This is a genomic window from Gordonia sp. NPDC058843 (genome assembly GCF_042743165.1).
Taxonomy (GTDB): Bacteria; Actinomycetota; Actinomycetes; order Mycobacteriales; family Mycobacteriaceae; genus Gordonia.
Genome location: NZ_JBHYNC010000002.1, coordinates 76841 through 90766, shown reverse-complemented (window position 1 = coordinate 90766; position 13926 = coordinate 76841). Strand labels below are relative to the sequence as shown.

At 65.5% G+C, this 13926-nt stretch carries 12 protein-coding genes; all 12 read right to left on the bottom strand.

From position 1 onward, the window contains the following. Window positions 1–9: 9 nt before the first annotated feature. Window positions 10–501: a nuclear transport factor 2 family protein gene (locus ACFW3F_RS02180; protein WP_388053865.1), complete on the bottom strand. Its 492-nt coding sequence runs from the start codon at window positions 499–501 to the stop codon at window positions 10–12. Further along, window positions 488–1390, bottom strand: a complete 903-nt coding sequence (locus ACFW3F_RS02175; protein WP_388053863.1) for an LLM class F420-dependent oxidoreductase — start codon at window positions 1388–1390, stop codon at window positions 488–490. Before ACFW3F_RS02175 ends, ACFW3F_RS02180 begins: the two co-directional genes overlap by 14 nt. 3 nt (window positions 1391–1393) lie before the next feature. Then, window positions 1394–2248: an SDR family NAD(P)-dependent oxidoreductase gene (locus ACFW3F_RS02170; protein WP_388053861.1), complete on the bottom strand. Its 855-nt coding sequence runs from the start codon at window positions 2246–2248 to the stop codon at window positions 1394–1396. Between the two features lie 87 nt (window positions 2249–2335). Continuing rightward, window positions 2336–3118, bottom strand: a complete 783-nt coding sequence (locus ACFW3F_RS02165) for a hypothetical protein (RefSeq protein ID WP_388053859.1) — start codon at window positions 3116–3118, stop codon at window positions 2336–2338. Between the two features lie 127 nt (window positions 3119–3245). Then, window positions 3246–4709 (bottom strand): FAD-dependent oxidoreductase, encoded by a 1464-nt coding sequence (locus tag ACFW3F_RS02160; protein WP_388053857.1) that lies wholly within the window; start codon window positions 4707–4709, stop codon window positions 3246–3248. 138 nt (window positions 4710–4847) lie between these two features. Next, complete coding sequence (gene dmpG / locus ACFW3F_RS02155) at window positions 4848–5942, bottom strand: 4-hydroxy-2-oxovalerate aldolase (protein ID WP_388053855.1); 1095 nt, start codon at window positions 5940–5942, stop codon at window positions 4848–4850. Continuing rightward, complete coding sequence (locus ACFW3F_RS02150) at window positions 5939–6844, bottom strand: acetaldehyde dehydrogenase (acetylating) (RefSeq protein ID WP_388053853.1); 906 nt, start codon at window positions 6842–6844, stop codon at window positions 5939–5941. Before ACFW3F_RS02150 ends, dmpG begins: the two co-directional genes overlap by 4 nt. Before the next feature lie 63 nt (window positions 6845–6907). Beyond that, window positions 6908–7696, bottom strand: a complete 789-nt coding sequence (locus ACFW3F_RS02145) for a 2-keto-4-pentenoate hydratase (protein ID WP_388053851.1) — start codon at window positions 7694–7696, stop codon at window positions 6908–6910. Window positions 7697–7893: 197 nt separating this feature from the next. Then, the gene (locus ACFW3F_RS02140) at window positions 7894–8622 is read right to left on the bottom strand and encodes an ABC transporter ATP-binding protein (RefSeq protein WP_354560679.1); all 729 of its coding nucleotides are present in this window, start codon (window positions 8620–8622) and stop codon (window positions 7894–7896) included. After that, on the bottom strand, window positions 8619–11423 hold the full coding sequence (locus tag ACFW3F_RS02135) for an ATP-binding cassette domain-containing protein (RefSeq protein WP_388053849.1): 2805 nt from the start codon (window positions 11421–11423) through the stop codon (window positions 8619–8621). Before ACFW3F_RS02135 ends, ACFW3F_RS02140 begins: the two co-directional genes overlap by 4 nt. Window positions 11424–11447: 24 nt before the next feature. Further along, a complete protein-coding gene (locus ACFW3F_RS02130) occupies window positions 11448–12704 on the bottom strand; it encodes an ABC transporter substrate-binding protein (RefSeq protein ID WP_388053847.1) in 1257 nt (418 codons plus the stop codon). Between the two features lie 270 nt (window positions 12705–12974). Further along, a complete protein-coding gene (locus ACFW3F_RS02125; RefSeq protein ID WP_388053845.1) occupies window positions 12975–13844 on the bottom strand; it encodes an SDR family oxidoreductase in 870 nt (289 codons plus the stop codon). Window positions 13845–13926 lie beyond the last annotated feature (82 nt).

The following is a 13926-nucleotide window of genomic DNA, read 5'->3' as shown; positions in this document are numbered from 1 at the left end:
GTGGCGGTGTCAGATGTCGGCGCCGCGCACCGCGGCGTTGAGAAGGTCGTGGGCGACTGAATTGCCGTCGAGCGCACGGCTTGTCCGCCGACTCGCCTTCCATCCCTCACCGGTACGGACGAACCGCCAGTGGTGTGCGGTCGCACGGTGAACTCGGAAACCACTGTCCTGCGAGAGGATCAGCAGCGAATAACCGGCCGCCGTCGCCTCGTCGGCGTTCACGGTCACGTGGACCGGCCCTTGGAAATGAGCGCACCCACCCGCGATGAAACCCTGGTGCGTGCGGGACCGCACCATCGCGACGATGTCGTCACGTCCCTGCATGTACAACCCGTCGACGTCGTAGACCCCGTCGGGCGTCCACAGCGCGGCGACGGCATCTGCATCGCCGCTGTCGACGAGCGGGCCGTACGAGGCCACCAGTCGAGCGACCTCCCGTTCGTCCTCCACGAGGCGCAGCCTGGCCTCCATCGCTGACATTCGATCCTCAGGCGACGTCATGCGAATCTCCTTCCCTCGTTGTCGAGATCCCGCCACGACCGGGCAGATCATGCAAGTCGGCCAGTGCGGCCAACTGCTCGATGTAGTGATCGGCCGAGGAGGCCGCGACGGTCACTCCGACAACGGTGGCACCGGCGGCCGATGCCGCAGCCACCTCGGCTCGAGCCTGGTCCGGACTGGCAGACGGATCCACCGTGCCTGCCGAGAGGACCACCTCGAAATTCGTCGGCAACGCGACCGAGTCGAGCATCTCTCGCAGCCGCGCACGACTCAGACCGAACGGCACCCACCCGTCGCCCAACTCCACCGCGCGACGTAACGACCTCATCGTGCGGCCGCCGATCCAGATCGGAACGTCACTCTGTACCGCATGGGGCTCGACGAGCATTCCGCCGAAACGGAAGTGAGTTCCTTCATACCGCGGTTCGGATTGGGACATCGCGACCCGAAGCGCACGAAGCGCATCGTCGGCGATTTCGCCGCGACCGTTGAAGTCGGCTCCGAGTAGCTCGAACTCTTCACGCAGAGAACCCACGCCGGCGCCGAGCGTGAGCCTGCCACCGCTGACGGCATCGAGGGTTCCGTACCGCTTCGCGATCTCGAGCGGATGGTGATAGCCGAGCACCAGCACCTGCGTCAACAACCTGATACGACGAGTCCGTGCAGCGATGAAACCGAAGGTGGCCAACGGATCCCAATATGTCCCGCCGCGGGTGGCCGCCACCTCGGTCGGCACAGCCACATGCTCGCTGCAGGTCAGATACTCGAACCCGAGCTGGTCGGCCGCCGAGGCGATGTCTGCGAGCTCGACGATTCCCGCTGACGCCTCCCATTCCCCGGCGACTCCGGGCACCCGGGTGACGATCGGGCTGGTGATCCCGATTCGCACCGCTCAGCCCTGGGTCTGAACGGATTCGGCATCGCTCTTCGACCTCTGCGGGAACAGTTTCAGCATCCGCTCGTGCTGTTTGAGGATCAGCCCTCGACGGTCGGGACCGTTGATCTCCTCGGCACGGGATGCGTTCCCGCCGGCGACCCACACCGGGCCGTCCGCGAGGTGAGCGAGTCCTTCGCGCGCAACGTCGTCGGGCTCGCTGACTTTCATTGCTCCACCGAGATTCATCCCGGCGCGCTCCATCGCAGGCGTTCGGGTGACGCCGAGCACGAGTTCGAGCACATCGACGTCGTGGTCTCGCAATTCCAACCAGAGCGACTCGGCGAAGACCCGGCCGAAGGCCTTGACGGCGCCGTAGATCGACAGATGCTTCCCGCCCAGGTAGCCGCTCATCGAGCCGACCAGCAACAGACCGCCACTACCCCGCGCACGCATCTTTGCACCGAAGAAGTGGACCAGTGTCAGCTGCGCGGTGATGTTGAGGTCGATCACGTCTTGAAAACGACCGAGGTCGCCTTCGACGAAATCGCTTCCATAACTGTTCGCACCGGCGTTGTAGATGAGCAGTCCGACGTCCAGATCCTCGGTCGCAGCGAAGATCTGACCGATTGCTCCGGAATCGGTCAGATCGAGAGACAGAGTTCGGACCTCGACTCCGCGCGTCCGGACCGCCGCGGCGGTCTCCTCCAGCGGACCGGGCTTGCGTGCGATCAGCACGAGATTGATCCCGGCGTCGGCGAGTTGATGAGCGAACGAGGCGCCCACTCCTTCAGACCCACCCGCGATGACCGCCCATGGTCCGTACCGTGTCGGATCCACCGCATTCGACCCGTCGGTTGTCGTGATGTTCATCGTTCTCCTTATCCACTTACCTACAGTCGTTCGTCCGTCAGCGCCGCTGGCCCGGACCGCCAGGGCGTCGGACCGCCACCCGTCTTGTCACCAATCGGCGAAGGGCACAATGGAGCCCAGCGACATACACGCCAGGGTCTGCACACACGAATCTCCTCGGTCGAATCCCCTCGAGGCATTGAAATCGTCGTGCGACTGACGTATTCGCTCGGTTGTCGAGCTGAGATCACCATCGATGTATACAAGTCGAATCCGCATCGAACCCTCCGGGTCATCGGAATTGATCCGAGGACGCATGGTTACGTTCTGATGGTGGCTGAAGGTGAACGTCCAGGCACCTGCCACCCCGGCGAGATCGAGTAGTTCAGGTATCAGTTCGCGATCCTCGGCAGCATGATGTTCATGTGCGGGAGCACCTCGCGCATCGTCGAATCGGGTGAGGGTGAGGTGAACACCGCGATTCGGTCGAAGCGGCAATACCTCGGCCGAAACAAGCGCCGATGCAGCCGCGTAACCCTTGACCGGCCGAAAGAATCCCAGGAGTGGCCGCTGAACACCTGGAATCAACGGCCCGCGACCCCATTCGAATGAATCGGCGCCGAGCCGGTTCCATTCCGCGACAGACTCTTCGACAGGATCGTTGAACCAGTACATGGCAACGTAGTCAACCGAGCCGAATGCCGCTGTCGCACCGTCCATACAGTCGATATCAGGGTTGTGAGACCACCGTTCTCCCCAAGCCACCCCGGGGAGAGCAAGGTTCTCCGGCCGGTGGTCCATCAAATGCCACCGGTTGTAATTCCGATGGTTCTCGGGGGTGTTGTCCGCAAGGTGGACGAACGAGAAGAACGCCAGCGGGAATCGGTTCAAAATTCATCCTTACAGCGAATACACGTTGGTGATGTGTGTCACGTTAGCTGTGCCGCCGACGCTCCGAGAGGAGCGTCCAGGTGAATGGGAGAGACAGCTAATCCGTATGTCGACCCAGTCTCAACCCTCACCCCGCTGCTGCACTCACCCCGGCGCGCCGTCCGAAGAAGCTCCCATCCCCGAGACTGGCACCACTCGCGTAACCACCGGCACACACGCCAGCCGTGCAACGCCCGGCTGCGTACAACCCCGGTATCGGCGCCCCCGACACGTGGAGTACCTCGGAGTCGGTCGATGTCTTCAACCCGCCGAGCGTGAATCCGCCCATCATTCCGCGTAGATCGTATGCGGCAACAGGTGTCCCGATGGGCTTCAACCACTGCAACTTCTTGCCGAACAACGGATCGGTTCCGTTCGCGGCGTGCGTGTTGTACAGATCTATCGTCGCGGACAAGGACCCAGACGGCAGGCCGATCTCGGACTCGAGTTCGCCGACACTTTCGCACACCCATTTCGGGGTGGCGCGCATCATCGCACTCGTCGAATCCGTGGTCAGCGCCTCCTCGAACGACGCCTCGTCGATGATCACGAAGGCCTCGCCTCCTTGGTTCAACAGCGTCGCCTGCCCGATCCGGCCGGGGTAGGTGTCCTCGGTGACGAAACGCTGACCCTGCCCGTTGACGAGGATCCCGCGGGCCATCAGCTGCGGGTCGCAGAAGATGGCCACCTCGGTCGCGTCCATGTGCGCGGTCGCCGCGCCGAGTGCTTGACCCAACAGGATTGCACGACCGTCGTGACTCTCGATCGAGGCCGCGGGACGACCTTCGATATGTGGCGCGTGGTCGCGCAGCATCGTGTTGTCGTAGGCGAAACTCCCGGTCGCGAGAACCACTCCCCGCCGGGCTTTGATCGCCTGATCCACACCGTAGTTCCTGGCGATCACTCCGACGACGCGATCGTCGTCGTCGACCACGAGCGACTGGACGCGATTGTCGTAGAGCGTTTGCACGCCGAGTTCTTCGACCAGCGCGAGAAGCGGTTTCATCAACATGTACCCGCCGGCCTGCTCGCTGTCCGCAGTTGCCGCACGTCGTGGGAGATGGCCACGGGGTGCGGGCGGAATCGTGGCGTTGAACGGCGCGGCGTTCTCTCCGCCGGAGTACATCAACCCCTCGCCGTGGGGCGGTTCCCAACCGGGCTCACCCCAGAACGATTCGTCGAACACCACACCCGCGTCCACGAGCCAGTTGTAGTGCTCGACACTTTCCTCGCAGTAGACATCGACTTTGGCCTCGTCGACGCCAGGTCCGAGTGCGGCTTTCATGAACGCCTTCATGTTCTCGACCGAGTCCTCGAATCCCAGCGACTTCTGCAGGCCAGTACCGCCGCCGAGGTATATGAAACCTCCGGACATGGCGGCGGCGCCCCCTCCACCACCGAGTCGTTCGAGCGCCACGACCTCGGCGCCGGCGCGAGCAGCCTCGATCGCTGCTGTGGCGCCGGCGACGCCGAGTCCGGCGACTACGACATCGGCTTCCAGCGACCACTCGACGTGAGACGCCGAGACCGGCCGGAGTGTGGGATCTGTCATGTGAACCTCCTCGATGAGTTGGTCGTTATTCACTCATCGAACGGTCCACATCTGCTGCTGGGATCCCGAACAGTGGGAGGCTGTCAGTGTCGTTCTGGCCGAATATCTTTCACTCGATCACAATGAGCCGGCGCGAGCTCAGACCCCGGCATTCGCGTCCTGCTTCTTCTTGAGCTCGAGCGCAATGTCGATGAGCTGGTCCTCCTGGCCGCCGACCAGTTTGCGACTACCCGCCTCGAGCAGGATCTCCGCGGCCGAGACGCCGTATCGTTCGGCATGACCCTCGGCGTGCTTGAGGAACGAGCTGTAGCAACCGGCGTAGCCCATCATCATCGCCGACCGGTCGACCAGGCACTCCGACGGCATCGCCGGACGGACGACATCCTGTGCAGCGTCGGCGATCTTCATGAAGTCGACGCCGGTGGTGATGCCGAGCTTGTCGCACACGCCGACGAATGCCTCGGTGGGCGTGTTCCCGGCGCCGGCACCGAATCGACGGATCGACCCGTCGATCTGCTGTGCACCGGCACGAATCGCGTTGACCGAGTTGGCAACCGCGATGTCAAGGTTCTCGTGACCGTGGAACCCGACCTGCGCGTCGTTGCCGAGCTCGGCCACCAGGGCCTCCACTCGCACCGTCACGTCCTCCAGGACAAGAGCACCTGCGGAGTCGACGACGTACACGCACTGGCACCCGGCGTCGGCCATGATGCGGGCCTGCTTGGCGATGACCTCCGGCGGCTGGCTGTGGCTCATCATCAGGAAGCCGACCGTCTCGAGCCCGAGGTCGCGCGCGAGTCCGAAGTGCTGGATCGACACATCGGCCTCGGTGCAGTGCGTCGCGATGCGGCAGATCTGGCCGCCGTTGTCCTGCGCGGCGCGGATGTCGTCCTTGGTGCCCAGCCCCGGCAACATCAGGAACGCGATCTTGGCTCGCTTCGCGGTCTCCGCGGCGGCCTTGATCAACTGCTGCTCAGGCGTTTTCGAGAAGCCATAGTTGAACGACGACCCGCCGAGACCATCACCGTGCGTCACCTCGATCACCGGCACGCCGGCGTCGTCGAGCGCGCCGACGATCGCGCGCACCTCCTCCTCGGTGAACTGGTGGCGCTTGTGGTGGCTGCCGTCGCGCAGCGACGAGTCCGTGATGCGGATGTCGAGGGTGTCGGAGTACTTGCGCGCGTTCGCCATCAGCTTCGGGTCGCGCGGTGTCAGAACCACATTGGTGCTCATGCGGGGACTCCCAACTTCGTCTTTGCGATCTCTTCGCCGACCTTCGTGGCGGCGGCGGTCATGATGTCCAGATTCCCGGCGTACGGCGGGAGGAAGTCCCCCGCGCCTTCGACCTCGACGAAGATCGAGACCCGCGCGAAACCGCCGTTGAGGACGCTCGGCGGGTCGAACTGGGGGTCCTGCAACAGTCGATAACCCGGCACGTATGCCTGGATCTCTTTCTCCCGTCGGTGAATCGACTCGGCGATCGCATCGATGTCCGCATCCTCGGGGATGGCGCAGAAGATGGTGTCACGCATGATCATCGGCGGGTCGGCCGGATTCAGGATGATGATCGCCTTGCCGCGCTGCGCGCCCCCGATCGTCTCGACACCCGCCGAGGTCGTCGCGGTGAACTCGTCGATGTTCGCGCGGGTGCCAGGACCGGCCGACACCGAGGCGACCGACGCCACGATCTCGGCATACGGCACCGGCACAACCGAACTCACCGCGTGCACCATCGGGATGGTCGCCTGCCCACCGCACGTGATCATGTTGGTGTTGGGGGCGTCGAGGTGCTCGCGGAGGTTGGCCGGCGGCACCACGGCGGGGCCGACAGCGGCCGGGGTGAGGTCGACGGCGATGATGCCCGCCTCCTCGTACTTCGGCGCGTACTCGCGGTGCACATAGGCCGAGGTCGCCTCGAAGATCAGATCCGGACGCTCCGACGACGCCAGCAGCTCGTCGGCGCCACCGCTCATCGTGATCAGGCCATGATCGGCCGCGCGCTTCATACCCTCGGAGGCGGCATCGATGCCGACCATCCAGCGCGGCTCGATCACCTCGGAGCGCTCCAGCTTGTACATCAGGTCGGTGCCGATGTTGCCCGACCCGATGATCGCTGCGGTCAGCTTGGCTGCCACGGGTTCCTCCTATTACTCGATGAAAGTTGTTCGTGTCTGGTGGGATTCAGCGACACTTCGTGTCTAGGTGAAGTCGAGCGTGACGCTGCCCAGGCCGGCGAACTCCGCCACGAAGTGGTCGCCCGACGAGATGTCGATGGCCCGCGTCGCGGTGCCCGGGAGGATCACGTCGCCCTTGCGCAGGCGCACTCCGAAGGCCTCGACCTTGCGCGCGAGCCAACTCACGGCGTTCAGCGGATGGCCCAATACCGCAGACGAATTGCCCTTCGCGACGATCTCTCCATTGCGCGTCAGCGTCGCCTCGATGTCACCGGTGTCGATCTCGGAGATCGGGACGCGCTGCTGTCCGAGGATCCACCCGCACGACGACGCATTGTCGGCGATCGTGTCGCAGAGCGTGATCTTCCAGTCCTTGATCCGGGAGTCGATCAGCTCGATCGACGGCACCACCCAGGCCACCGCGTCGATGACGTCCTGATTGGTGCAGCCCTCCCCCGGCAGGTCCTCGCCCAGGATGAAGCCGACCTCGACTTCGACGCGCGGAAAGCAGAGCTTCTTGGCGTCGATCGGGGTGTGTTCGAAGTACTGCATGTCGTCGAGCAGATGGCCGTAGTCCGGTTCGTCCACGCCCATCATCTTCTGCATGGCCTCGGAGGCCAGGCCGACCTTGTGCCCGGCGACCTTGGCCCCGGCGTCGAGTCGCTTGCGGATGTTGATCAGCTGGATCTCATACGCGTCGACCACATCGAGGTCGGGATGGGCGTCGGTGGGCCGGTCGATCGCGGTCGCCGACGCCTCCGCCCGCGCCAGGTCAGCAGCGATCTGCTCGCGAATCGCCTGGTCAACCGCCATTTCGCCTCACTCTCGTACACCTGGGGAACGCTCACCACCGCAGTGGCGCGCAAGCGCATCACTCAATTCTAGAACACGTTCTAATATTCCGACATCCCGTTGCACCGGATCCGGGTCGACGTGACGATGCTGATTCCACTACGTCTGTGCGCGAAGTAGGCCTGTGAGTCCATTCAGCGGGACCGTCGCCGCCACTGTCAGACCGCCACCGCGCCCTCGGTTCCCATGTATGCGCGCTCGATTCGCGCCGGTTCGGCCTGCAGGGCCGACGCCGAGTCGTCGATGACCACGTTCCCGTGCACCACCACGGCCGCGGTGTCCGCGACGTTCAGAGCCAGGTGCACATGCTGCTCGACGAGGACGACTGCCATCCCGGTGTCGGCGGCGAGGCGCCGGAGGACCTCGAGGATCTCGTCGACGATCACCGGCGCGAGCCCCATGCTGAGCTCGTCGATGAGCAGGACCTTCGGCCGCTGGACGATGGCACGGCCGATCGCGAGCATCTGCTGCTCGCCACCAGAGAGTCGCCCCGCGTCGATCTTCAACCGCTTCTCGAGCGAGGGAAAGTACTCGATGACCTGGTCCACAGCCGCGGCTCGCCGACTGCGCTCCCGCACAGCGAGTCGGAGGTTCTGCACGGTCGACAGCTGCCGGAACAACGCGCGGTCGTCCGGCACGAGGACCATCCCGGCACGAACCGCGTCACGTGGACGTCCACCGGCGAGAGAGGTCCCGTCGACTTCGATGTCACCGCCGAACCGCGGCAGCATTCCCGCCAGAGCCAGCAGCAGAGTTGTCTTTCCGGCGCCGTTCGGACCGAGCAGGCACCGGATCTCGCCGGCCTCGACCGTCAGGTCGACGTCCCGCACACACGGACGCTGCTTGGTGTATCCGGTTGTCAATCCCGTGCAGTGCAACGCGCTCACGACAGGACCTCCTGGGTGCTTGTGGTCTGGGTTGCGGTGTGCAACTCCGGGATCGCTTCGTGCTCGGCATCCACCGCGCCACCTGGCATCCCGAGATAGGCACGGATGACGGCATCCTCGGTGCGGATCTGCTCGGGCGTTCCGGTGGCGATGACCTTGCCGAGGTCGAGTACCACGACGCGGTCGCAGATCGACAGGACGAGGTCCATGTCGTGGTCGACCATCAGGATCGAGGTCCCGGCGTCGCGGGCCATCCGCAGCCGTTCGCCCAGCCACTGGCTCTCCGAGGAGTCCAGCCCGGCAGCCGGTTCGTCGAGCAGCGCTACCTTCGGCGATGCCGCGAGAACTCGTGCCACCGAGACCAGCTGGCGTCGGCCCTGGGAGAGGGTGGCGACCTCGGCGTCGGCCATCTCGTCGAGCCCGACCATCTGCAACACCTGCGTGACCCGACGTTCCACTGGCACGTCCGAACGGGACCGGCTCGCGCCGACGGTGACGTTCTCGGCCACCGAGAGATCGTCGTACAGCTCGACGTCCTGGAAACTCCGACCCAACCCGTGCCGGCTGCGGACGTGCGGGCGCAGCGTGCTGATGTCGTGGCCCCCTAGTGTGACCGCACCGGTGGACGGCGCGAATCCGGTCACCGCATCGATGATCGTGGTCTTCCCGGCGCCGTTCGGTCCGATGAGTCCGACGATCTCTCCCGGATAGACCTCGAACGACACGTCCTCGGCGGCGACCACCGCGCCATAGCGGACGCCGACACCGTCCACGGCGAGAACCGGATCGGTGCGGTCGATCGCCGGCGCCGAGCTTCCGGAGGTCGCGGATCCGGCGGCAACCGACACCTCGTCGACGGCCCGCCGCCGCAGCGCGGGCAGCGCCGGCCAGGGGATGTGAGGCAGCCGGCTCGCGATACCGTCCGGGTTGGCCATCACCGAGACGATCAGCAGGATTCCGCTGATCAGCGTGTAGTACTCGCCGATGTCGGCCGCACGGTCGAGGACGATGTACAGCAGACCGCCCGGTGCCATGAGGCCGGCCAGGATCCCGCCGGTGATCGAGGTGATGCCGGCGATGTACATGACCGCGAACAGACTGATTCCCAGGAACACCGTGAACGACTCGGCGGTGGCGAGGGTCTGCTGGTAGCCGAGCAGGGAGCCGCCGAGGCCGGCGATGAACGCGCCGATCCCGAAGGCGGCCAGCTTGGTTCGCGACACATCGATACCGGTTGCCGCCGCCGACCGCTCGTTGGCGCGGACGGCCAGCATGTCGGTCCCCAGCGTGCTGCGTCGCAGCCAGGCCACACCGAGCCCGACGAGAACGAGCACGATCAGGCACAGGACGCCGAACGCGAGGCGGGGGTAGTTCTCCCCGGCACCGATCCCGAGGTCGATCCCGAGGAACCGCGGGGTGTCGATGGGCGCGCCGGTGACCCCGCCGTTCAGCGAGGGGTTCCGGAACCAGAACGCCTCCAGGAACACCGCGAGCGCGAGCGTCACGACGGTCAGCGGTAGGCCGCGGACGCGCAGGGCCGGCAGACCGACGACGACACCGAGCACGGTGGCGACGACCGCCGCGATGATGGGCGCGAACGGGAACGGGATGCCGAGGTGGGTGTTGAGAACCGACAGGGAGTAGGCACCCACGCCGGCCAGGGTCAGCTGGGCCAACGACACCTGCCCGGCATAACCGGTCACGACCACCTGGGACAACGCGACGACGGCGAAGATGATGCTGGTGATCACGGCCGCCCGATAGCTCCCGGTGGTCAGCATCAAGGCTATGACGGCCAACGCGATCGACACCAGTGCGGGGAGGACGATCCGCTCCGGACGGGGCGCCCGGCCCAGTGCCTGGCGCACCACCGCACCGCGATCGGGTAGCGGCCGCCCCTTCACCACCAGGAAGCCGAGGATTAGGATGAGCGGGATCGCCTCGGAGAGACCGGTTTTCGGAAGCCAGTCGAAGGTGTTCTGCAGATTGGTCGCCTCGGACTGCAGGGCGCCGATCGCGATCCCGGCGATCACGGTGAGCCAGATGGACGAGAAGTTGCCGACGAGCGTCGCGGCGAGCGCGGGAACGATGAACATCGTGTATGCAACTGGATTCAGCGAGACCAGCGGGGCGATGAGGATGCCGCCGAGGCCGGCCAACACCGAGGACAGTGCCCAGTTGCTGAACGCGATCTTGTCCGGCGACAGTCCGGTCAGATAGGCACCCTTCTCCGATTCGGCCGCCGCCTCGGTCGCGACACCGAATCTGGTGTACCGAAAGGCGAGTGTGGTGACGATCGCGAGACCGACGACGCAACCCGCGAGCCACATACGGTCGGTTGGCGCGACGCTGTCGCCGATGGGGATGGTCTTCATCGGGAAAATCGGTTCCACCAGGGGGATCTGCGTGCCGACCCGCTGGGCGATGACCGCCTGCAGGACGATCATCAGACCGATCGAGGCCACCGCCTTGGCCACCACCGAGGCATTGCGCATCGGCCGGAAGATCAAGGCGTAGCAGAGAACCCCGAGAACTGCGGCTATGACGAGCGCGATCGCCATGGCCGGAACCACCCCAAGTGGTCCACCGAGGTGAATCGACTTGGGGAGGCCCGGGATCGGGACCATCAGCTCCCCCGTCCTCAGCAGGACGTAGGTGTACGCGGTGTACAGGGCAACCGCGCCGGTCGCGAAGTTCACGACGCCGGAGCTCTTGAAGGTCATCACGAGTGCGAGCCCGATGGCCGCGTACACCGCGCCGTTGCCGAGGCCGAGAACGAGATAGGAGAGATGGTCAGTCATGTTGTTTCCTTCTGCGCCAGACGCTTACGCGGCCGGCTTCTGTCCGGCGGCCTTGAGGTCGACCGGGACACCCTGATCGTTGATCGTGCCGTAGAGCGTCTGGCTCGCGCACAGTGTCGGCATCTGCGGGAAGGCGGACCCGTTGCAGGTGAAGGTGACTCCGCCACCCGCGGGCATCTCGACGTTCTTGCTCGCCTTCAGGGCATCCGCGATGGCGGCTGCGTTCACCTCGCCCTGGATACCGTCGGCAGCACGGACTACGCCGAGAACGACCTGGTAGCCCGAGGATCCGGCACCGGTGATCGACAGATCGGGTGCGTACTGTTCGAAGACGCTCCGGTAGAGGACCGAATCCGGATCGTCGGAGAGGTAGTCGGTCGCGGTGATGCCGATGTTGCCCTTCACGGCGTCGACACCGACGACATCGGTGACGTTCGGGTCCAGGCAGATCGGGTTGAGGATCTTCTTGATCGTGGGGTTCTGGGTCTGGACCGACTTGAGCACGGCAGCGCAGGTTGCCGCATCCGCCACGACGCTGATTCCGTCGGGCTTCTCCGACAGTCCGGCCGAGACCATCGGGGTTGGGTCCGGCACGCCCAGCGGGATCGGCACGACGTTCAGATCGATGCCCATCGCCTGAAAGATCGGATCACCCATCTGGCGGATCACGTTGCCGATGCCGCCACCGTCGCTGGCGAAGATCGTGACCTTCTTCAGATTCTCACTCTTCGCGCCCGTCGCCGTGGCGGTGAGCGTCCCGGGGAGTCCGGCGGAGAGAGCCGAGACACCCGGTGAGGTGAGCTCGGCGGCGGAGACGGCGTTGAGCGTCACGTAGGGGATCTTGGCTCCGGTGACGATCGGGACGATCACCTGGCCCATGGACGTTCCTGGTGAGAGTACGGCTGAAACACCCTGCTCCACCAGCTCGTTGGCGCACTTGGTGGCCGAGGTGGGCTCTTCCTGCTGCTTGCAGACGATCAGTTCGACCGGGTGCCCGGCCAGGCCGCCGCCGTTCTCGTTGACGTATTCGACTGCCGCCTCCGCGCCCTGCCGATACTCGGGCAGTGAGACAGCGGCACCGCCTTCGGCGGAGATGAAGCCGATCTTGACAGGTGTGCCGTCGGCCGGGTCGGCGGGCAGGGACGTCGTCGCCGCCGACGGTGCGCTGCTGCTCGAGGAATCGTCACTGCCGCATGCCGTCAGGCCGACCACGCTCACGACCGCGAGCGCGCTCAGGCCGGCCACGGCTCGCCGATGGCGAGTCAGTCCACCGAGTTTCATAACAGGTACTCCTTCACAGAACTGCGAGGCCCGCGCATCGGATAGGACATCCCACACATCGGCTCCCCCCGCGTGATTCGCGTCACCCTCCGGGTGCAAGCAGTGAATTATGAGCGCAGGTCGTACGGGTGCGGAGACGGCGGTTCCCGGTGACCGGGACATTCGTCGGGCAGTTCGGACCACGGCGCCTCGCGACGCTGGTCTGCACGCCGAACCGCCCCGGTCCGGACGGAGCGGGGCGGTTGGTGAGGCGACCGAACGGTCGCCGCGTCAGCTGTTCGGCACGAATCCCCGGAACCGCCGGACGTAACCGATCAAGCGCCGGATCGGCACCGATCGCGGCCAGTCCTCGGCCCGGAAGTACGCGTCCGAGCCGCCGTCCACGAACAGCACGCTCCCACAGAGGAATTCGGCGGAGTCGGACAGCATGAACAGGACCCAGTCAGCGAGATGGTCGGCATCGCCGAATCCGCCGATCGGGACCGGGAAGCTCCGGATGGCTTTGGCCTCGGTCGGGGTCCCCAGCTGCCTTTCGAGGAGAGGGGTCAGGATCGCACCGGGAGCCAGCGCATTCAACCGGATGCCGGCACCCGCCCACTCCCGGGACACGGCCGCGCGACGCACCCAGTGACTGACCGCCAGCTTGGAGCCCGCGTACACGATGGGCGCTCGTTGCCTGCCGAAGATCCGGACCGACCGACACACCTTGTCGATGTCGCGTTCGGCGAACGCGGCGAGGGTACGTGAGGGCACCGCAGGGACGGTCGTGGTCGAATTGCTCGAGAACACGACGACCTTCGCCTCGTCCGCGGCGGACAGCGCGGACCGCCAGCCTTCGAGCAGTTCCACGACGCCGAGATAGTTGACCTCGGCAATCAGACGGAGCCGTTCCTCGCCCGGCGTCGGCCCCAGACCCGCGGCGAGAACCGCACCGTCGAGCCGTCCGCCTGCGGCCGCAAGGACGTCGGCAATCGCCGTACGCCGCCCGCCCGCGGTGGACAGGTCCGCGACGACCTCAGCGTCGACGAGGTCGACGCCGATGACCTTATGCCCCTGTACGCGAAGCTTTTTCGCGACAGCACGGCCCATTCCCGACGCCGAGCCGGTCACCACGTAACACTTCACCGCTCGTTCTCCCATCGCTTGCTCCTCCGTCTTGATGACGACGGCACCGCGCACCGCCTATATTTGACACACTAGGACAAAAATGGTCTGCTCAGTG